Here is a 21,179-nt window from a genome sequence, read left to right as displayed (position 1 = left end):
TAGTGAAAATTCTTCTAATAGAACGGCTTTTAGGTGGTTTTTAGTCTATCTGTACCCAAAATTTTTCAAATCTCTGTCGTTTTTTCTCCAGTCTTTTTTTACTTTAACAAAGAGATTAAGGTGAATTTTTTTATTGAAGAATTTTTCGAGATCCAGTCTGGATTCTGTTCCGACTTTTTTAATTGCTTCTCCTTTATGTCCGATGATAATTCCTTTCTGGGTATCTCTTTCCACATAAATTATAGAATCGATGAAAATAATTCCTTCCTTTTCTTTGAACTGTTCCGTAACCACTTCCACAGAATACGGAATTTCTTTTTCGTAATTCAAAAGGATTTTCTCACGGATTGCTTCATTTACAAAGAATCTTTCGGGCTTATCTGTATACTGATCTTTATCGTAATAAGGCGGATTTTCCGGTAGTAAAGATTTAAGCTTTGGTAAAATAATTTCTGTATTAAAAGCATTTAATGCAGAAATAGGCAGAATCTCCGCTTTCGGGATTCTCTCATGCCATGTTTCTACCAGTTTTTCCAGACCTTCCTGATTGGTCTGGTCTACTTTATTCAGCAAAAGCAAAACAGGCACAGGAATTTTGTTCAGCTTATCAATCAGAAATTCCGAAGGTTCAGCTTTGTCGGTAACATCTACAATGAAAAGGAAAACATCGGCATCCTGCAAAGAATCCTTTACAAAATCCATCATTTTTTCCTGTAAACCGTATTTCGGATCCAGAACTCCGGGAGTGTCTGAAAATACGATCTGTAAGTCTTCTTCATTATAAATTCCGAAAATTCTGTGGCGTGTTGTCTGAGCCTTCTGGGTTACAATCGCCAGTTTCTCCCCCATCAGTTGGTTCAACAAGGTAGATTTTCCGGCATTGGGCTTTCCAACTATATTTACAAATCCTGCTTTGTGCATAAAAATTATATTAGGATTTGCAAAGTTACTAAACTTAATCGGTCTTTGGAATTAATTGGAAACTTTTACCGACAAAAAAAGACTTTTCCGGTCTGAAAAAGTCTTTGGTTTTTATTAGAATTTTGATTCTTTAAATTTTTGAAATTCGAAGTAACTGTAATCCGGACACGCCCCTGATTTTGAAGTGATGAATGCTCCTAAAGCAATTCCTTCCTTAATAATTTCTTCAGGCTCCTGATTCTGAATTCTTTTGGAAATAAAACCGGCAAGAAAAGAATCGCCGCTTCCCACTGTATCTGCAATGGTGATGGGAACGGCAGAAAAACTATAATTTTGATCTCCCACAAAATAACCCGCGCCTTTGCTTCCTTTGGTTAAAATAATTTCATTGACTTTAAATTTTGTCTGAATAAATACAACACTTTCTTCTTCGCTTGTATATTCTTCACCCATAAATTCAAGGATCTGCTTCATTTCCGCTTTGTTCATCTTTACAATATCGGCTTTATTCAACAATATTTTAATGAATTCAAAATCGATGAAAGGCGGTCTGAAATTTACATCAAAAATTTTCAGCTTTGCCAATTCAAGCAGTTGAAGCAAGGTTTCTCTGGTCTTTTCATTTCTGGCAGATAGACTTCCGAAGACAAAAGCTTCCGCATTGGCAACCAAATCTTGGTGTTCCGGAAGAAAATCTATAAAATCCCATGCTACATTTTCAACGATTTCGTAGCTCGCTTCATTATGTTCATCAATTTTAGCGATCACCGTACTCGTAGGATGAACTTCATCTACCTGAATAAAATCTGTGGTAATTCCCCAACTTTTAATTTTATCGGTTAATTTTTCTCCCAGTTCATCCTTGCCAATTTTACTCAGCATTTTTACATCGATGCCCATTTTATGAACATTATATGCCACATTGAAAGGTGCGCCTCCTGCTCTTGAACCTTCAGGAAAAATATCCCACAAAACTTCACCGAAACATACAATATAAGGTCTTTTTTCTGTCATCATTACCTCTTCTGTCATTATTCTTTTTATCTATTTTACCGAACTTCTTTCCATAAATTTAGCATGGAAAGTTACTCTTTTTCCGTTAGTTGTATAATTATTAATCTGGTTATCAAGAAGCTCCACAGATTCTTTAGCCATATCGTATAAAGGCTGCTGCACAAACGAAACTTCCGTCGGGAAAAGATAATAGGCTTCTGTTTCGTCGAACGCTACCAATGAAACCTGTTCGGGAACATTAATGTTATGATCGATTAAATATCTGAGTCCTGCAGTTCCCAGTTTGTTACTTGAAAAATAGATGGCTGTTTTTTTGGAAAGATCCAGATTTTCCTGCATTTTCTGATGCACTTCTTCCGTAATATTGTGAATTCCGATTAAAATTCTTTTCGCAGAAATATCCGACTTTGCAATTCTCTGGTCAAAACCATCCTGTCTGTCCAGCAGATGCGGAAGTTCCGTATCGTAACCCACATAAATGATTTCGTCAAAGTCTTTTTTCACCAAATGATCGCAGATCTGTTCTGAAATTTCTGAATTATTAATCATTACGCCTGGAAGACTCACATTTTTAAGATAACGGTCGATGGTTACGATCGGGTATTCTTCAAGAATAAGTTTATTGATGGCTTCATCCGAATCTACAACCGGCGCGATGATCATTCCGTCCACCTGCTGTTCTGAGAAAAGTTCGGTCAGTTTTTTAAATTTTTCAGGATTTTCATCGCAGCTTCCGATCAGAAGTGTATACCCCAATTTCATGGCTTCATCTTCAATATTTCTTGCAATGTTGGAATAAAAGTCATTCGAAATATCCGCAACAATCAGTCCGATCAGCTTGGTCTTATTCATTTTCAGACTTTTTGCAATTTTGTTCGGTGTATAATTGATGCTTTTTGCGACATCCAGAATTCTGGTTTTGGTCGCTTCACTAATTCTGCTTCCTTCTTTTTTATTGAGGACATAGGAAACCGTAGCTACAGAAACTTCAGCAATTCTCGCAATGTCTTTAATAGAAGCTCTTTTCATAATCTCTGACTTTTGTGCAAAAATATTTCATAAAAAATATAAAAAACAATAGACAAATTTTTTGGTCGTTTTGAAAATAATTGTAGATTGGCAATTTTTCGAAACCGAAATAAAACAAAATTCAATACATTAAAAATCAATCAGTTAAAATTAATTTCAAATTTAAATTATTGGTATATTAATTCAATATTAATCAACAAAGACTTTCCGACTACTGTTTTGGTTAAACGTTTTACCTTCTAAATTTAATTAATTTTTAATTTAATTCAAAACAGAGGAGAATAATTTTCTTGTTTTCTGTTGCTAAAACCAATATTTTAGACAAATTATCCAAGACTTATGGAAATTGACCAGATTCTCGACCGCATTTACTTACTTCCCGAAATCTCAAAAATAAAACTGAAACAATACATTACTGAAGTTTCTTATCCTAAGAATTTCTGTCTGATGGAAGCTGAAAAGGTAATTCCTTACATCTATTTATTGAAAAAAGGAATTGTTCGTGCGTATGCATCTACAGAAGACAGAGACATCACATTCTGGTTCGGAATTGAAGGCGAACCTGTGGTTTCCATGAAAAGTTATGTGGAAAACAATCCCGGATACGAAAATATTGAACTGCTGGAAAACTGCGAATTCTACAAACTGGAAACAGAACATCTTAAAAAATTATTCAACGAGGATATTCATATAGCGAATTGGGGAAGAAAATTTGCGGAAAGAGAACTTGTAAAAACCGAGAAGCTCATTATCTCAAGACAGTATAAAACGGCTCTTGAAAGATATAAAGATTTGGTAAAAAACAAACCTGACCTAATCAGAAGGGTTCAGCTTGGGCATATTGCTTCTTACTTAGGGATTTCACAAGTGAGCTTAAGTAGAATAAGAGCGGAGATTAAGCTATAGTGTTTTAGGGTTGGAGTGTTTGAGAATTTTAGCGTTTGAGAGTGTGAGGGTTGTAGGGTTGTAGAGTTTGGATAGATGAGATCTAATCTTTACAGTAGATTTTTTAACAATTGTAAAATTTTATTCTTACCAAATTACGGAACTTTGCAATTGTAAATGACAAAAAAATGAATTGGATCATCTTGATTATTGCAGGACTATTTGAAGTTGCTTTCGCTTCATGTCTGGGAAAAGTAAAGGAAACAAGCGGAACTACAATGTATTTTTGGTTTGCAGGTTTTCTGATCTCTTTAACAATAAGCATGCTTTTACTGATTAAAGCCACCCAAACCTTACCTATCGGAACCGCTTATGCAGTCTGGACAGGAATTGGAGCAGTAGGAACTGTTTTAATGGGAATTTTTTTCTTTAAAGATCCTGTAAGTTTCTGGAGAATTTTCTTTATTGTTACTTTAATCGGATCTGTGGTTGGACTGAAAGCTGTTTCCGCACATTAAAGATAAAATCATACTTAATAATCTTGTTAAATGCTTTATAGCAAAGCCGTTTTCATAATTTGGAAGCGGCTTTTTAATAAAGAAATGCTATCTTTGAGAAAATTTAAACCATGAAAAAAACTTTACTTCTTTTGTGTTGCGGCGGTCTTTTATGGGCTCAAAATACATCTCAACTGTTCAATACAAACTGGTATATTTCCCAAATGATTATAGGAGGACAGACCATTGTTACTCCTACGATGGATCAGTCGCTTCAGCCTTCTACATTTTCAAATTCATCGGGAAGCAACGTTTTTACCTCCAAATATTTTAATGTTTCCGGAATACCGCTTACCTTTTCTACGATAGATGATTCATTTACAAAAAACGGTTCTTCGGGATGTACGTTGGCTGATTACTGGGGAAATAATATGACGGCTGTACAAGGATATGATCAAAAAAACTGCGATTTTTACGTTAATCCGGCAACTGGTCAGGTTTATAATTATCAGGTTGTTCCTAATGGTTCGGGAAAGACTCTCATCATTACGAATCCTTCTAATGGAAATAAAATTTATTATAACAGTTTCATTTTATCAACGAAAGAGAATAATCTTAAAACTACTATTTCTTTTCAAAATCCTGTAAAGGATAATTTAATTGTAATAAATCTGGAAAATGATCTTCCTGTAAAGGTTTTCAATATGCTGGGACAAATGATGTATGAAGGTAAAACGTCTGACAAAAAAGTTAAAATTGACACTCAAAATTTTGAAAAAGGACAATATATTTTAATGATTGAAGGGCAAAAGCCTTTGAAATTTATCAAAGAATAATTTACTTAAATTTAAGAAAAAACAAAAACGTCTTCGTAACGAAGACGTTTCTTATTTTTTGTATACTATAGGCAGAATTTCATTTTCTCTAAGCCCGTATTTTTTTATTTCCTCTTGGGTGAACTGTTTAGAATAGAAATTAATATCCGTTTCAAAGCCTGCTTTTTTCAGTCGGTCAAAATAATCCATTCCGTACCAGCGAACGTGATCATACTGCCCGAAATGTTTCTGACGTTCTTTCGGATCTTTTATCGTAAAATCTTCATACGTTTTTTCCAAAGAATTTTTCATCGGAACCTGAAGAATTCCCCAACCTCCCGGTCTTAAAACACGGTACAGTTCACTCATCGCTTTGGCATCATCTTCAATGTGTTCCAGAACGTGGTTGCAAAAAACAATATCAAAACTTTCATTCTCAAAAGGCAAATCGAGAATGTCTGCTTTTACATCTACAATCGGCGAAAAAAGATCGGCAGAAATGTAGTTTAAGTTTTTCATTCTCTTAAATTTTCTCAGGAATTCCTGTTCCGGAGCGATGTGCAGAACTTTGTAATTTTTAATGAAAAAATCGGTTTCATTTTGCAGATACAGCCACATCTGTCGGTGTCTTTCCAGACTTAAAGTTCCGGGAGATAATGCGTTTTCGCGCTGACTTCCGTATCCGTAAGGAAGAAATTTCCGGTAAGATCTTCCGTCAATAGGATCAAAAAACGTATCGCCTTTAAAGAACTGATAGATAAGAGGTCGTGCCCAAATGCTCATTTTAATAAGCATCGGACGCGGAATTTTATTCAGTAAAAGTTTAGTTACTTTTTTCATTAAAAATCCAATTGGAACGCTTTTTCTTCATCGCTTACGATTCCTAAAGCGTCATAAATATACTGGAATGTTGAAAGCAACACCGGTTTTCCGTTAATTACCGCAACATCGTGTTCGAAGTGCGCAGAAGGCTGATTGTCTAACGTTGTCACCGTCCATCCATCATTATGAAATTTCACTTTTTCAGTTCCCAGATTAATCATCGGTTCAATTGCAATCGTTAATCCGTCTTTAATTACTTTTCCGCTGCCTTGTCTTCCATAATTCGGAACCTGCGGATCTTCGTGCATTTGTCTTCCGACACCATGACCAACAAGTTCTCTTACAACACCATATCCTTCTTTTTCGCAGTGCGCCTGAATAGCGTGAGAAATGTCTCCGATTCTTTTTCCTCGTACACACTGCTCAATTCCTTTATAAAGAGATTCTTTAGCTATTTTCAAAAGTTTTTTGGTTTCAGGTTTTACTTCCCCAATTTCAAAAGTATAAGCATGATCGCCCACAAAACCGTTCAGAACAGCACCACAGTCTACAGAAAGTACGTCTCCTTCTTTAATTTCTTCTTTGCTTGGAAAACCGTGAACCACCTGTTCATTTGGAGAAATACATAAAGAGTACGGAAAACCTCCATAACCTAAAAATGCAGGTTCAGCACCGTGATCCTTTATGAAATCATGCGCTAACTTATCCAAATATAAAGTGGTAATCCCGGGTTTGATTTCTTTTGCCAACATTCCTAATGCTCTTGAAACCAGACGGGCACTTTCTTTCATAAGACGTAGTTCGTCTATTGTTTTTAATTGAATCATTGTTTTAATTTACCAATGTATTAGTATATCCAATGTAACAATATCAATAATTGGTAAATTGCTACACCGTTAAATCGTTACATTTTAATTATTCTACCAGAATAATCCTTTTTTCTTTTCTTTTTTTAATTTTGAATAGGCTAAAACCTCTTTTCCTTCTACACGGAATTCTATTCTTTCCTGAATAATATTATAAATTTCGCCCCATCCCGGAAATCCTCCCAGATTTCTGTCGTCTATGAACCAGTCTGCATCTAATTTTCTGGATTGTGTTTCGGGATCGAAAACTTCTCCTTCAAAACTTGAATTGACTGCATAAAACTCAACGCCGTTTTCTTTGCAGAATTCTACTGCCTCATCCAGTGTTTTTCCGTGTCTGTATGTCCACAGAATTAATCTGAAACCTTCCGCCTGAAGTCTTTTAAGTGTTTCGAAAGCAAAAATTTTCGCCTTGCCGATTCCCGGATATGCATCGTCCACAATGGTTCCATCGAAATCAACAGCAATTTTTTTATTATTCATCATTATATTTAAGATTTAGAATTGCAAAGATACAAAATAAAAAGAGTGCCAAAAATACTTAGCACTCTTACTTTATAATTTATCCAATTATAGAACTAACTTTTTACCCAATTGAACTGAAACTGAAGATCCGGCGTTGAAATTCTGTCTGTAATTTTCTGCAGCCTTGCAGGAAGTTTCATTAAATATTCCTGTGCTTTTTCAGCTTTTTCGTTTAGACCTTTTACGTGTTCAATCTTCCATTCATCCAGAAGGTCTTTCAGAATATTGATGTAATCCTGTCCTGTATATACCATGCATCTCTGTGCAGCATCCGAAAAATGTCCCCAAAGTTCTCCTGCTTTTTGTCCGGACTGTCTCATCATGTGAGCAGGCATTACGATTTTCTTACGCATCATATCTTCAAAAGCAAGAATCATTTCCGAAGGATCAATTTCTAAAATTTTTGCTACGAAATGTTTGTATGCTTTCGCGTGTCTCGCTTCATCTGCAGCAATTACACCGCACATTTTAGCCAATTTTCCGTTTCCGGACTGTTTTGCTAACGTTCCTACTCTTCTGTGGGAAATATTGGTTGCTGTTTCCTGAAAACTCGTGTATACGAAGTTTCTGTAAGGATCCATACTTGTTCCCAAATCGAAACCGTCATTAATAAGATATTGAGTGGTAACCTCAACTTCTCTCATGTTTACTCTTCCGCACAAATAAAGATATTTGCTTAAAAGATCTCCGTGTCTGTTTTCTTCTGCAGTCCAGGCTCTCACCCAGTTTGCCCATCCGATTTCATTCTGCTCCTGATCTACTCCTTCTACTCCCATTAACCAGGATTCGTAAGAAGGCAAAGCTTCTTCTGTGATGCAGTCACCAATCAGGGTTACGAAAAGATCATAAGGCATTTCACGTGCAAAAGTCTGAATTTCGTCTAAATCATGTTTAAAATCTTCGCTCGAGGGATCCGGAAGATAATCAGAGGGTTGCCAGATTTTTTCAATTGGCGTTAAAAATTTATTCAGAAAAGAACCTACTTCCTTTTCCAAAATTCCCATTACTTCTTTCCTTACAAGCTTTTGATACATTTTTAGAATTTAGATTAAATTACAAATTTAAAGTTTTATTTATTATTTAGGACATAATATTTTGTTAATTATTTCTGATATTAATCATAAAAAATGCCGCTATATAAATAATAACGGCAATTTATCTTTAATATTTTTAAAACTTAAATAATATTTAAGAAACAAATGTTTTCTGATATTTTAATGAAACCTCCAGTATTTATTCTAGTTCACTAAAATATCTCCAGTCATTACTTCAGGAATTTCTACTCCCATTACTTTCAGGATTGTAGGGGCAACATCGCCTAGTTTTCCCGGTTTAAGATTCCATGTATGGTCTTTATCCATCACAATAAAAGGAACCAGATTGGTAGAATGCTGCGTATTTGGCGTTCCGTCCGGATTAATCATCACATCAGAATTTCCGTGGTCTGCTAAAATGAATACCGCATAACCATGCTCGTAAGCTGTGGTTGCTACTTTTTCAATGCATTTATCTACCGTTTCAGCTGCTTTTACCGCTGCTGAAAAAACTCCGGTGTGTCCTACCATATCTGTATTTGCAAAATTCAGACAGATAAAATCTGCAGTTTCATTTTCCAGCTCGGGAACGATCGCATTGGTGATGTCGTATGCTGACATTTCAGGTTTTAAATCGTAGGTAGGAACATCTTTAGGGCTTGGACAAAGTAGTCTTTTTTCTCCTGTAAATTCGGCTTCTCTTCCTCCTGAAAAGAAAAATGTAACGTGAGGATATTTTTCTGTTTCTGCGATTCGGATCTGTGTTTTATGGTTTCTTTCTAAAATTTCACCCATCGTTTCGTGTAACACTTCTTCGTCGAAAACTACATGAACGTTCTGGAAAGTTTTGTCATAATTCGTTAAAGTCACATAATAAAGCGGCAGTTTTCTCATGAAAAACTCCGGGAAATCTTTCTGAGAAAGTACTTCCGTAATTTCGCGACCTCTGTCTGTACGGAAATTGAAGCAGATGACCACATCATTATCAACAATTTTAGCAACAGGAACCACATTTCCTGTCTGTGTGGAATCGATCATGATAATCGGCTTGATAAATTCATCCGTTACACTATTATCATAAGATTTCTGAATTGAAGCCAAAGCATCTGTAGATTGTTCTCCCACTCCTTCTACCATCGCATCATAAGCCAGTTTTACGCGCTCCCATCTTTTATCACGATCCATTGCGTAATATCTTCCGACCACGGTTGCCAGTTTTCCCACTGTTTTTTCCATGTGGCCCTGAAGTTCTTCGATAAATCCTTTTCCTGAAAGCGGATCGCAGTCGCGTCCGTCTGTAAAGGCATGAACGAAAACATTTTCATTCAGTCCGAATTCGTGGGCTGCCGTTAAAAGACCTTTTAAATGGTTGATATGTGAATGTACTCCCCCGTTGGAAACCAAACCGATGAAATGTACTTTTTTATTTTCTTTTTTAGCATAATCAAAAGCATCCTGAATCACTTTCTGCTGTCCTAAAGAACCGTTTTCAACTGCCATGTTCAGCTTTACCAGATTTTGGTAAACCACTCTTCCCGCTCCTAAATTCATGTGCCCAACTTCGGAATTTCCCATCTGTCCTGCAGGAAGTCCAACTGCCAAACCACTCGCTTCGAGTGTTGTATGCGGAAAATTTTTAAGGCAGTTATCAATAAAAGGTGTGTTTGCTTTATCTATGGCTGAAACATCAGGATTCATTCCCAGTCCCCATCCGTCAAGGATCGCTAATATTGCTTTTTTCGACATTTTGTATAAACTTTTGTATTACAAATTTATTTATTTTGAAATGAATGAAAGAATGGACGAACTTAAATTTTGTTTAAAATTTGTTTTTAGTATAAACGTATTTTAATTTTGGTTAATTGCAATGGCGCGAAGGATTTTTAAATAGACTGTTATGCTTTAAGATCCAGGGATTTTATCTTTGATAAAATTTTACACTGTAAAATCTGTTGAAAATCTTTGATTTTCCTGCGCTTTAGAGCACATATGAAAAATCCGTTTTGCTTTTGCGTTTAACTAACAAAAAAAGTAAATATTTTTTTAATTTTGCTGTATGGATTTAAGAGATCAACTGAAAAACCTTTTTCCTGATCATGAAGAACAGGATTTTGAGATGCCTGAAGAACAGTTCAAGCAAAAAGAACCTTTGGTGTGCAAATTTGAAAAAAAAGGAAGAAACGGAAAGCCTGTAACGATTGTAGAAGGTTGGGAAGGAAGTGAGGAAGACCTGAAAAAAATCTCAAAAAAGATAAAAACTACACTGGGAATCGGCGGTTCTGAAAAGGATGGAACGATCATCATTCAGGGAGATAATCGTGATAAAATTATGAATATCCTTAAAGAAATGGGTTATAAAACCAAGAGAGTTGGCGGATAGTTTTTAAATTCTTCAAACGCTATGAGCGCGAAAGTTTTTTAATCTTATCTGAAAATATTTTCGTTCGCAACGGCGTTTCACTCAGCAAATGATAGCAGAGGCATTGCAAATTTTGCATTAGAATAATTTTTATTTTTTAAAAATGAATCTGTGTTTGCGGCATCATTATTTTTAGCTTTTCAATGGTTGCTTTTTCCATTGGGTTTCCCGTTAATATTAATGTTTTAAGATTTTTCAGTTGAGGAATGTTAATTAAATAAATTTTATGTTAAGTCGGAACTTATAGTAACAAAAAAGCCATATAAAATATATGACTTTTGATTGTATTCAATTGGGTTAGGTTTTTAAGACAGGCTGTACCATTTTTTGAACAGGCTGTCGTAATCTTTCTGGTCAGATTTTGTCTTAATCAACGCAGCAAGCTGTGACATCTGTGTTTCCGCATCGGCTTTTCGCTTGTTGTAAATTAAAAAGTCGCAGTAGTTCCACATATTGGTATAGTATGGTTTTATACTGATGCTTTTCTGATAATTTGCTTCCGCTGCTGCAATATCCTTATTCATTAAATGACATGATGCTAACTGATCGTACAGAAAAGCTTCATCCTGCTGATCCCAACTTTGGGTGAGTGCCTCATTATAAACATCAATCGCGTTCTGATACTCTCCCTTCATTAAAAATTTCCCGCCGCGGTTGATAAATTCATTGGTTCTGTTACTGATATCCGGTCCGGAATTATCATCACTATAAACAACGCCAATTTCACCCGACATTGCCGCTTTTTTTAAAAACTCCGCCAGTTTTTCATCAGATTCTGTATTTTCGAAGAAATCATTGATTGGTTTCAGCAGATACTCCTCAATCTGAATCGTTCCCGTAGCTTCATTCAGTCGCTTGTACAATTTAGCGGTTAATTTATCGGCTTTAACGTTCATTCCGTTTAAAATTTCTGTTAAAAGATCTAAAACAGCTAACACATGGGTTCTGTATTCTAGGGTTACTTTATCTCCGAATGGAAGAACAAAAGCTTCTCTTAATTCTTTCAGAGCGGCATTGTAATCTCCATCAGCATACAGTTTTCTGGCATTGATTAATTTTCCGGGAGCGTTTTTTAAACTTTTTCGGCTGGAAATTACCGTGTAAATAAAAAGTACAGCAAGAATCGCTGCAAAAATGATAACGTACTTCATAAATTTAAGTTTTTAAGGTAAATAGTTTATTAATCGTATTATTTTTAGCCTGAATAATCTGCTCTGCTATACAGATATTGATAAGACTAATTTTTATACTTTTTTTATTAACGGCGCAATATAATCATTTTAATAAAACTTTATCTATAAATTTAATCAATGTGGTACTTAAACTGTTGGATATTTAATTTGTCATTATCTATTTTCTGCTTGTATCCGTAAGAGAATTAAAAATGCAATAATCTGTTTAATCTCTGTTTGGGTTAAATTCAGCCTATCCGAAGCCAGCGTCTGATTTTTCACTTGTAAGCCAAGACCTTCTCCTCCCCCTTCGTTGTAAAAATCCATAACTTCTTCCAGAGTATTGAAAGCACCGTTGTGAAAATAAGGTTTTGTTAGAACCGCATTTCTTACCGTTACTGTTTTGAAAGAATTTTCGTAGATCCATGAATTTTCCTTTTTTACAGGACTGTTGATTCTTCCCTGATCTTCTGTCGAATGTTTTAAAATCTGTATTTTTTGCGAGATAATTAATTCCTTCCTTTAAAATGGCATCGGCTTTCTGAATATTATAATTTTAAAGTAAGGATCATCATGAAGATATTTTTGCATCCCTGAAAAAGCATGAGCAGAAAAAGGATCGCAGCAAAGGGATAAAATCTCATGAAATTTTTTGCGCAAATCTATTAACAGCGCACAATTCGGACGTTACCACAATTTTAAATCTGAATTAAATAATGTTTACATGTCAGTTCGGGTATTTTTTATTAATTTTAAACCCCGAAATCAAATTCATTACTAAAAGTCAATTTCCAATATTGACATTCTAAAAATAATGATGAGGATCTTGGGAGAGAATTTTTAAAGATTGGCGAAAATCAATCACAATTTTCAATTATTAAAACTATAAAAAACAAATTATGCTGAATAAACTTGCTGCTTCAGAACTTGTTCTGAACGAAGACGGAAGTGTTTATCACCTGAACCTTTTACCGGAAGATATTGCCGAGAAAATTATTCTTGTAGGCGATCCGGATCGTGTTGCAAAGGTTTCAAAATATTTTGACAAAGTAGAAGTTAAAAAGAATAAAAGAGAATTTTATACGCATACAGGAACGCTGAGAGGCGAAAGAATCACCGTAATGTCTACCGGAATCGGAACAGAAAATATTGACATTGTGATGAATGAGCTTGATGCGTTGGTAAATATCGATCTTAAAAATAAAGAATTTAAAACGGAACATTCTGCTTTACAGTTATTCAGAATGGGAACCTGCGGAAGTGTAAATCCAGAGGTTCAGGTAGACAATATGCTGGTTACACAAAATGTTGTAGGATTGGACGGTCTGATGCATTTTTATCAGGATTATGCGTTTGAAAATGAATTTTCCAGAAACTTTACAGAAAAGTTTCCTTACCCGAAAATCAAACCAATGCTTTATTTTGCAGACTGGGCAGAAGAATTGGGTGAATTATACAAAGACGCAAAATATCATGGCAATACCGCTACATTCCCCGGCTTCTATGCTCCACAGGGAAGACAATTACGTCTGAAAGCTGTTGATGATAAATTTCTAGAAACTCTGAACGATCTGGGTGTAACAAATTTCGAAATGGAAACATCCGCGATTTACGCATTGTCTAAACTTTTAGGTCATAAAGCTATTACTGTAAATAACGTGATTGCCAACAGAAGACGTGGAGAATTCTCCGCAGATCATCATGCTTCTGAGAAAAATCTTATCGAATGGGTATTGGAAAGAATCATTAAATAACGAAGTAAATGGCTCTGCTATTATAAATTTCAAAATTGATAAAAGTAAAAGGATCTCGTTTAGGAGATCCTTTCTTTATAACCATTAAAGAAAACTTCTGAAGATTTTTTCAATCTGTACGAAGTGACGCATTTTATTATTTAATTCTGTTAAAATTCATTGATCGTGACGTAGAAATGTGAAGAATACAAGCTTTCTGCGTTTCCTGAAATATTGGTAAGATTAATTGTAATAGAAGAAGTTGATGTCATTCTCGGATTAGAAATAGAAAACGATGCGTTTCCTGCAAAATCAGAAGCCGGAGTTACTACAATTGTTGCTCTTGTTGAGCTTGGCAGCATCGCTGGCGGAATTGCAAAATCCATTGTAGTAGATTTTCCTGAAGGGAGATTATTAATTGAAACACTTGGCCAGACTTCAAAACTGATCTGGTTTTTGTTTACCGTTCCTTTACTTCCAAGCTTATATTGCCCGTTAACGTCTAATCTTGCTGTAGTATTCGGTGTACTTGTTCCTATTCCTACGTTTGCGCTGGTGTTTCCGATAGATATAGCGTTATACTGACTTGTTGTAGTGTTGTAACCAATGGCTGTGGAATTTTGTCCTGTTGCAGAGGCTCCGGAACCTATTGCGGTGGAATTCTGTCCGTTTGTTACGGTATTGTATCCAACTGCAGTTTCGCTGTTGGAATTTGTTTTCGCATTGTAACCTAATGCTACTGATTGAAATCCTGCCGCGAATGAATTGTTTCCCAATGCGGATGATTCGTTAGCTGTTGTTTTGGAATTATATCCAATTGCCGTAGACTGAAATCCGTCTGCTAAAGAATTATTCCCGATTGCGGTAGATTCGTTTTTATTGGTTTTGGCATTATAGCCGATTGCATTTGATTTGAATGCTGCTGCTGTTGCTTTGTTTCCTACTGCCAAACCGTCATTTGCCCCTACAGAAGCTTCATTTCCGATAGAAACTCCCTGATAAGCAGAACTTGAAGTTCCGATTGAAATACCATTCTGTCCGGCGTTTGCCATTGGTCCTAAACTTACGGAATTGTCTACACCCAGCCTTCCCATTTTTACAGAATTTACTTTAAAAACAAGGTCATCGTAGGTGTTGGTTCCTAAAGCAAGATTGGTATTTGATCCTCCATTGTTTCCGCTGTTGGTTGCGGTATCATTCCAGCCGTCTCCTCCTCCGGGAATAATTGGATTGATTTGGCTTCCTGCAATAGAAAGCATATTCCATTTTGCATTATTCCAATAGAAAAAGCCAGTCTCCACTAATCCGGCCTGTCCGTTATTCCATACAATAAGTCCATCAGCGGGAGAAACAATTGTGGTATTATCCGTATCGGAATTTAAGGCAACACTTGGAAAAAGTACACCTTTGTTATTAGAATTAATTTCCAACATGGCAGAAGGCTTTGGTGAAGGGGTTCCTATCCCAACCTGAGCCTGTGAAAAATTGAAGCTTAGAAAAAATAAGCCTGTAAATAAGATTTTAAATTTCGAATGTCTCTGCATTTCTAGTTTTTGTTAAATAGCTATCAGTTTGATACCACAAATATAATAATTTTTAATAAAAAGCAAATATTTTTGACAATTCAGCAACTTAACACTAAATAGTGAATAATCACTACAAAAAGTGTCTTTTAATCACAGTTTATTGAAGATTAATATAGAATTTATTCTATAGAAAAAACCCTTTAAATAGTAGACAAATGAGGAATTCGATTTTTTTTGAATAGTAATTTATTTAAATATTTATCAAAAAAAAACATGTAATAATGAATAAAACACAATTTATCACTACGCATTGAAGACAAGCTTACCTAAACTTCGATGAATAAAAGGATTTATAGTATTCTTCAATGATTTCAGTTTATTATAATAGAAAATATAAATACATTTTATTTATAAAGCTAATGATGATGATTTTAGTTAAATATTAAAAAATTAATCTACATAAAAAATTATGAATATATAATATGCATTAAGTATTGCTAAGTTTTTATTTATAGTATCATATTAATGACTTAAAGAACTTCATCTGAAAAATGATCATATCGTATTTTCTGCACAAATTAAAGGTTAACAACAATAGCTTTTATATCAATTAAAGTTTATGAAAATTTTAACAATCAGAAAAAATTTTAGGAATGGTTCTTGTTTAATCATAATCACACAAACAAAATATCACATTATGAACAATTCGGAATACAACAAAGCAGAAAACGCAGTAGATAATACAAAAAACTCTTTAAAAGATGCTGCAGATAATGCAAAATGGAAAGTAGAGGAATTGGCAGACAGAGCCAAAGATTATATTAATGAAAAAAGAAACAATGATGAAGAAGCGAGACATGAAGACTGGCTGGACAGAGTAAAAAAAAATTTTGCTGATGCATGGGATGATGTTAAAGATAAAGCCAATGATGCATGGGAAAAAACAAAAGATGCAGCAGAAGATGTAAAAGCAGAATGGAACAAGAAAACGAATTAAAAATTTCAGTCACATAAATATTTTCAAGAAAAACGGAGTCTTTTTACAGAAGGCTCCGTTTTTTATTATGTACTAAACACAAATATTGCTACATTTGTATAATAATAAACATTAAAAAATTATGTCATACGGTTTACTTAAAGGCAAAAAGGGAATTATTTTTGGAGCCCTTAATGAACAATCGATCGCATGGAAAGTTGCAGAAAGATGTCATGAAGAAGGTGCTGAATTTATTTTGTCTAACGCTCCTATTGCTTTGAGAATGGGAGAACTTAACGGTTTAGCAGAGAAAACAGGATCTGAAGTAATTGGTGCAGATGCTACTTCTATTGAGGATCTTGAAAAACTTTTTGATGCTGCTGTTGCCAAATTCGGTAAAATCGATTTCATCCTTCACTCTATCGGAATGTCCATCAACGTGAGAAAAGGAAAACATTATACAGAAATGAACTACGACTGGTTAGAGAAAGGCTGGGATATCTCTGCTGTTTCTTTCCACAAAGTAATGAGAGTGGCATGGGAAAAAGACTGTATGAATGAATGGGGAAGTATTTTGGCGCTTACTTATATTGCAGCTCAGAGAACATTCCCGGATTATAATGATATGTCTGACAACAAAGCTTATCTTGAAAGCATTGCAAGAACTTTCGGAAACTATTGGGGTGAAAGAAAAGTTCGTGTAAATACAGTTTCTCAGTCTCCTACAATGACAACTGCCGGAAGCGGTGTGAAAGGTTTCGGAGGTTTCCTTGGATATGCAGAAGATATGTCTCCGCTAGGAAACGCAACAGCTCTTGAGTGCGCAGATTACTGTGTAACTTTATTCTCTGATCTTACGAAAAAAGTAACGATGCAGAATCTTTTCCATGACGGAGGTTTCAGCAGTTCAGGGGTTACTCAGAGAGTGATCAGTAAATATGATGCTGAGTAATCTAAAATTATTTAATCAATATATCAAGCCGGAGCAAAATTGTTTCGGCTTTTTTATTGATTTTGTAAAAGAAAATTTCATAATTTCAAAACACATTGATTCAATTTAAAAATGAAAAAAACATTTTTATTATTTATAGCTTTTGCTTTATTTTCTTCATGCAAAAAGACTAATGAGAATAAACCTCAGACATTAAAAAAATTATTGAATGTAAAAGCCTTGGACAAAGACAAGGATTTTGTAATCTTTATTCATCCAACATCTCACTACTTAGATAGTTTAAAGAAAACGTATAAAAATGAGGATGATTTCTATACAATTGCTGATGATGCCAATTATTATACTGCAGAAGCCGGCGAATATATTTCAAAAAATAATATTGATAGAGTTGATGCAGAGATTGATAAGATAATTAAAATCGGAAAAATAAATATTAATCTATCTCAATACAAACCATGGTCTCTCTTATTATATGCTAAAGGAAAAGTTAAAAATGTTTATCCTATAGATATTGAAGATGAACTTCCTAAATTTTATGGAATTAAAAATAAAATCACCGAAGAAAAGTGTAATATTGAAAAAGCGTTAGATCTTATCAATAATTTACCAGAAGTTAAAAATCAGTCAAAATTCGTAGATTCTATTTCATCAAATAAGAAACATCTTTCTTTTATAACAGATAGTCTTGAGCTCAATAAACAACCATATTATATAATCAAAACAGGATTTAACGGGAAGCTTCATTGGGAAACTTATACTATTTTTTACATCAATAAAAATAACTGCAAGGAAATTTTAGTTGATGAAACAGTTTCCGGGGATATAATTTCATTAGAAAAATGGAGAAAAAGTAATCCTAATCAATTTTAATCGTATTAAACACCATATTATGGATGAAACAATTGAAAAATTAGATCAATATCTGCAAGTCTTAAGACCTGAATTTTATTCTCAATTGAATAATCCTCTCACGGATAAACAGATAGAATTACTATAAATTGGAAATTCCAACAGATTTGCGAATACTTTACAAATGGAAAAACGGACAAAATATGAATTGTTATGATTCTTTTGTAAACAATTCCATGTTTATTCCTTTAAATCAGGCTCTTTTTGATGCATCCGAATTAAATATGATGATTGGAACCGATTTCGAAATTGAAAACTGGTGGAATAAAAACTGGATTCCTATTTTTCAAAATGGCGGAGGAGACAGCATTTGTTATGATGTAAAAGGAATTTTTACCGGACAGAAAAATCAATTAATTGAATTCTGGCATGCCGATAATGACAGGAATATCATTTCCGGCAGTTTAGAATCTTTTCTCACTAAATTAATCGATTTTGATGAAACTAAAGATAACATTGATTTTGATGAATTTTTTAGAATCAGAAACATTGACGGATATCCAAAAAGATTTATTGTTGAATAATATATAAAACAAAATCGGCGGCATCGAAGATGCCGCCGATTCTAAATAATAAAAATATAATATGAAGTCTATAAAATTACAGTCTGTATAGAATGTGCAGGAGCAGATAATTTTGCAGCCATACCTTCGATCCAGAGATGTGTATCCATATCGTTATCCGTATCATTCATGATAACCGTTACCAACTGTCCATTTTCATTGATGAAAGTGGTTGAGGTTAATGCAGCTCTGTTTGACGAAGTTCCGATTCTGACCGCTTTTGGTTTAATGAATTTCGAAACGTGCCCTACATAATAATATTCATAGGTATAATGAAGCTCTCCGGTTTTGGTATCTGCAATGATCGGCGCAAAACAGAAATTTCCGACATGGTTTGGTCCGCCTGTTTCGTCAAGAAGAACATTCCAGTCTGTCCATAAAGCCGTTCCTTTATTGAAATCGTTGATCATGTTTCTTCCGTATAATTCGCCTAAACTCACTTCATAAATTTTAGACATATCAAACTGTTCTTTGCAGCCTTCTGTAAAAGCTAAAAACTTATCCGGAAAAGCTCTTTGAGTTTCAGATAAATTATCAAAAAGCTGGGTTTTGTTATTCCATGTTTCGTACCAGTGATAGCCGATTCCTGATGCGTATTTTGAAGTTTCAGGATCGCTTAACGTTGTTGTAGCTCTCTGGTAAATCAAATCACGGTTATGATCCCAAATCATCACTTTTTTATCCTTGAAACCATTTTTCCAAAGAGTCGGACCTAAATTATTTTTAAGAAACTCCCCTTCTTCTTCCGCAGAATAAATACACGATTCCCACGTCTGCGTTGCCATCGGTTCATTCTGAATTGTCAGTCCCCAGACATTGATTCCTCTTTTTTCGTATTCTTTAATGAATTTAATATAATAATCTGCCCATGTTTGGTAAAATGCATTTTCCAGCCTCCCTCCTTTCAGCATACTTTTGTTTGACTTCATCCAAGACGGCGGACTCCACGGTGAAAAATAAAAGGTAAAATCTTTTCCGATTGACTTTTGCGCTTCTTTAATCATCGGAATCTTATACTTTTCATCATGCGAAACAGTAAAGGATTTTAACGAATTATCGTTTTCCAGAACATAGGTGTAAGAATCGCTTGAGAAATCACAGGAATTCATATTGGTACGCACAACAGTGTATCCCAAACCATTTTTTCCGTAATAGGCTTCAATAATTTCTTTCTGCTTCTCTTTCGGAAGTTTATAAAAAGTCTCCGCGGAAGCATCCGTAATGGCGCCACCAATTCCTATTAATTTCTGATATTTAAAGTCCGGATCTACAAAAATACAGGCATCCGTTTCCTTAGGCTGACCAAATTTTTCGAATTTTACTGTGCCTTTATCCACCATTTTTTCGTTGGTTTTGGAATTGGTAAGGAAAACTTTTGCCGTTTTACCTGCATTTTTCTTCCAGTAGCTTTGCGCGTTGGCATTGAAAGTCAAACCGACAACCAAGCAACTTACAATTAATCTCTTCATTATTATCTTTTCTTATTTTTTATATTAAACCACCCCGTCTAAATTTTCTTTGAAAATTTATCCACCCTCCAAAGGAGGGAAATTTGGGGTCCTATATTTTATTTATTCTGATAAACTCTTACGTAATCAATCTCATATTTCTGAGGAAAAATGGTATCATCAATTCCTTCTTTTCCGCCCCAAAAACCTCCGACAGCAAGATTCAGTATGATGAAATATGGCTGATCAAAAGGCCATGCTTCATAGGTTTTTTCTTTGTTTTCATAGGTGAAAAATTTTTGATCATCAATATAAACATCAATTTTCTCCGGCGTCCAGTCTGCTTTGTATACATGAAACTTCTCACTCGCATCTTTCACAATCAAAGTATCCGTTTTTTGAGTTCCTATGATATGGTTATACTTTTTGGTATGAACTGAAGCATGAATGTATCCCTGATTAAATCCTACATGTTCCATGATATCCAATTCTCCGTCATCGGGCCACTTTTTCATGTTTTCGCTCATCATCCAGATAGCAGGCCATGTTCCGCGACCTTTAGGAAGTCTAGCACGAACTTCAACGGTTCCGTACTGAAAGGAAAATTTACCTCTTGTCAGTAATCTTGCAGAAGTGTATTTATTCTTTTCCCAGTTTTCTTTTTTAGCTTCAATTACTAAATTTCCGTTTTCCACTCTTGCATTTTCCGGACGGTTTTTTGTATAAAACTGAGCTTCATTATTGCCATAACCGTCGCCGCCGACATCATAATTCCATTTTGCAGAATCTGGCAACCCTTTATAATTAAATTCATCGCTCCAGATTAAATTTCTGTTGGAATCTGGTTTGTTTGAAGCACAATGTACTGTTGAAAAAACGAGAGTTCCTCCGATAATGAAATGGAAAATATGTTGAAGTTTTATTTTCAAAGTTTAATGTTTTAGGTTTATATTTTAACGCAAAGATTTATTAATTACAAAATGTTCAGTGAGCAAAGATTGCGACCAATCATTGATGAAGCATTATGATAAACGTTAGCTTCATCAAATCAGCTTTGCTGATTCTTCTTTGCC

Annotated in this window: 21 protein-coding genes; 9 read left to right on the top strand and 12 right to left on the bottom strand. The window is 34.7% G+C overall.

Annotated features, from left to right (window positions below):
• Nucleotides 1–45: 45 nt before the first annotated feature.
• The 3 genes from era to KKI44_RS02120 all read right to left on the bottom strand — a co-directional run bounded on the left by era (nt 46) and on the right by KKI44_RS02120 (nt 2,964).
• Nucleotides 46–921: a GTPase Era gene (era, locus tag KKI44_RS02130; protein ID WP_087709940.1), complete on the bottom strand. Its 876-nt coding sequence runs from the start codon at nt 919–921 to the stop codon at nt 46–48.
• Nucleotides 922–1,035: 114 nt separating this feature from the next.
• Nucleotides 1,036–1,953, bottom strand: a complete 918-nt coding sequence (locus KKI44_RS02125) for a carbohydrate kinase family protein (RefSeq protein WP_250902142.1) — start codon at nt 1,951–1,953, stop codon at nt 1,036–1,038.
• A gap of 12 nt (nt 1,954–1,965) precedes the next feature.
• The gene (locus KKI44_RS02120) at nt 1,966–2,964 is read right to left on the bottom strand and encodes a LacI family DNA-binding transcriptional regulator (RefSeq protein WP_214589633.1); all 999 of its coding nucleotides are present in this window, start codon (nt 2,962–2,964) and stop codon (nt 1,966–1,968) included.
• A 339-nt stretch (nt 2,965–3,303) separates the two neighbouring features.
• Here KKI44_RS02120 and KKI44_RS02115 point away from each other — a divergent pair, with 339 nt between their 5' ends.
• From KKI44_RS02115 to KKI44_RS02105, 3 genes are all read left to right on the top strand, one after another.
• The gene (locus KKI44_RS02115) at nt 3,304–3,870 is read left to right on the top strand and encodes a Crp/Fnr family transcriptional regulator (RefSeq protein WP_214589632.1); all 567 of its coding nucleotides are present in this window, start codon (nt 3,304–3,306) and stop codon (nt 3,868–3,870) included.
• A 167-nt stretch (nt 3,871–4,037) separates the two neighbouring features.
• Nucleotides 4,038–4,367 (top strand): DMT family transporter, encoded by a 330-nt coding sequence (locus KKI44_RS02110; RefSeq protein ID WP_214589631.1) that lies wholly within the window; start codon nt 4,038–4,040, stop codon nt 4,365–4,367.
• Between the two features lie 110 nt (nt 4,368–4,477).
• Nucleotides 4,478–5,182, top strand: coding sequence for a T9SS type A sorting domain-containing protein (locus tag KKI44_RS02105; RefSeq protein ID WP_214589630.1), 705 nt, complete (start codon nt 4,478–4,480; stop codon nt 5,180–5,182).
• Between the two features lie 51 nt (nt 5,183–5,233).
• On the opposite strand, the gene KKI44_RS02100 is transcribed toward KKI44_RS02105, so the two are convergent.
• The 5 genes from KKI44_RS02100 to gpmI all read right to left on the bottom strand — a co-directional run bounded on the left by KKI44_RS02100 (nt 5,234) and on the right by gpmI (nt 10,154).
• A complete protein-coding gene (locus KKI44_RS02100; RefSeq protein ID WP_214589629.1) occupies nt 5,234–6,001 on the bottom strand; it encodes a class I SAM-dependent methyltransferase in 768 nt (255 codons plus the stop codon).
• On the bottom strand, nt 6,001–6,810 hold the full coding sequence (map, locus tag KKI44_RS02095; protein WP_214589628.1) for a type I methionyl aminopeptidase: 810 nt from the start codon (nt 6,808–6,810) through the stop codon (nt 6,001–6,003). Before map ends, KKI44_RS02100 begins: the two co-directional genes overlap by 1 nt.
• A gap of 93 nt (nt 6,811–6,903) precedes the next feature.
• Nucleotides 6,904–7,335, bottom strand: coding sequence for a BT0820 family HAD-type phosphatase (locus KKI44_RS02090; RefSeq protein ID WP_214589627.1), 432 nt, complete (start codon nt 7,333–7,335; stop codon nt 6,904–6,906).
• 92 nt (nt 7,336–7,427) lie between these two features.
• Nucleotides 7,428–8,408 (bottom strand): acyl-ACP desaturase, encoded by a 981-nt coding sequence (locus KKI44_RS02085; protein ID WP_214589626.1) that lies wholly within the window; start codon nt 8,406–8,408, stop codon nt 7,428–7,430.
• A 204-nt stretch (nt 8,409–8,612) separates the two neighbouring features.
• Nucleotides 8,613–10,154 (bottom strand): 2,3-bisphosphoglycerate-independent phosphoglycerate mutase, encoded by a 1,542-nt coding sequence (gene gpmI, locus KKI44_RS02080; protein ID WP_214589625.1) that lies wholly within the window; start codon nt 10,152–10,154, stop codon nt 8,613–8,615.
• A gap of 310 nt (nt 10,155–10,464) precedes the next feature.
• Here gpmI and KKI44_RS02075 point away from each other — a divergent pair, with 310 nt between their 5' ends.
• Nucleotides 10,465–10,788 (top strand): translation initiation factor, encoded by a 324-nt coding sequence (locus tag KKI44_RS02075; protein WP_034696743.1) that lies wholly within the window; start codon nt 10,465–10,467, stop codon nt 10,786–10,788.
• 344 nt (nt 10,789–11,132) lie between these two features.
• Here KKI44_RS02075 and KKI44_RS02070 read toward each other — a convergent pair whose 3' ends face one another.
• Nucleotides 11,133–11,978, bottom strand: a complete 846-nt coding sequence (locus tag KKI44_RS02070; protein ID WP_214589624.1) for a hypothetical protein — start codon at nt 11,976–11,978, stop codon at nt 11,133–11,135.
• Between the two features lie 920 nt (nt 11,979–12,898).
• Here KKI44_RS02070 and KKI44_RS02065 point away from each other — a divergent pair.
• Nucleotides 12,899–13,753 (top strand): nucleoside phosphorylase, encoded by an 855-nt coding sequence (locus KKI44_RS02065; protein WP_214589623.1) that lies wholly within the window; start codon nt 12,899–12,901, stop codon nt 13,751–13,753.
• Nucleotides 13,754–13,902: 149 nt separating this feature from the next.
• Here KKI44_RS02065 and KKI44_RS02060 read toward each other — a convergent pair whose 3' ends face one another.
• A complete protein-coding gene (locus KKI44_RS02060; protein WP_214589622.1) occupies nt 13,903–15,276 on the bottom strand; it encodes a hypothetical protein in 1,374 nt (457 codons plus the stop codon).
• 679 nt (nt 15,277–15,955) lie between these two features.
• On the opposite strand from KKI44_RS02060, the gene KKI44_RS02055 reads away from it, so the two are divergent.
• From KKI44_RS02055 to KKI44_RS02040, 4 genes are all read left to right on the top strand, one after another.
• Nucleotides 15,956–16,255, top strand: coding sequence for a hypothetical protein (locus KKI44_RS02055; protein WP_214589621.1), 300 nt, complete (start codon nt 15,956–15,958; stop codon nt 16,253–16,255).
• 121 nt (nt 16,256–16,376) lie between these two features.
• On the top strand, nt 16,377–17,186 hold the full coding sequence (locus tag KKI44_RS02050; protein WP_062670284.1) for an enoyl-ACP reductase: 810 nt from the start codon (nt 16,377–16,379) through the stop codon (nt 17,184–17,186).
• 111 nt (nt 17,187–17,297) lie between these two features.
• Nucleotides 17,298–18,056 (top strand): hypothetical protein, encoded by a 759-nt coding sequence (locus KKI44_RS02045; RefSeq protein WP_214589620.1) that lies wholly within the window; start codon nt 17,298–17,300, stop codon nt 18,054–18,056.
• 182 nt (nt 18,057–18,238) lie between these two features.
• The gene (locus KKI44_RS02040) at nt 18,239–18,619 is read left to right on the top strand and encodes an SMI1/KNR4 family protein (protein WP_250902141.1); all 381 of its coding nucleotides are present in this window, start codon (nt 18,239–18,241) and stop codon (nt 18,617–18,619) included.
• A 68-nt stretch (nt 18,620–18,687) separates the two neighbouring features.
• Here KKI44_RS02040 and KKI44_RS02035 read toward each other — a convergent pair whose 3' ends face one another.
• Together KKI44_RS02035 and KKI44_RS02030 are read right to left on the bottom strand one after the other, a co-directional pair.
• On the bottom strand, nt 18,688–20,127 hold the full coding sequence (locus tag KKI44_RS02035; protein WP_214589618.1) for a glycoside hydrolase family 30 protein: 1,440 nt from the start codon (nt 20,125–20,127) through the stop codon (nt 18,688–18,690).
• Nucleotides 20,128–20,225: 98 nt separating this feature from the next.
• Nucleotides 20,226–21,035 (bottom strand): family 16 glycosylhydrolase, encoded by an 810-nt coding sequence (locus KKI44_RS02030; RefSeq protein ID WP_214589617.1) that lies wholly within the window; start codon nt 21,033–21,035, stop codon nt 20,226–20,228.
• Nucleotides 21,036–21,179: the final 144 nt, after the last annotated feature.

The sequence above is a fragment of the Chryseobacterium sp. ZHDP1 genome (genome assembly GCF_018603435.1).
In the GTDB taxonomy this organism is placed as follows: domain Bacteria; phylum Bacteroidota; class Bacteroidia; order Flavobacteriales; family Weeksellaceae; genus Chryseobacterium; species Chryseobacterium indicum.
The sequence above is the reverse complement of the archived record's forward strand: the minus strand, read 5'-3'. Positions and strand labels throughout refer to the sequence as shown.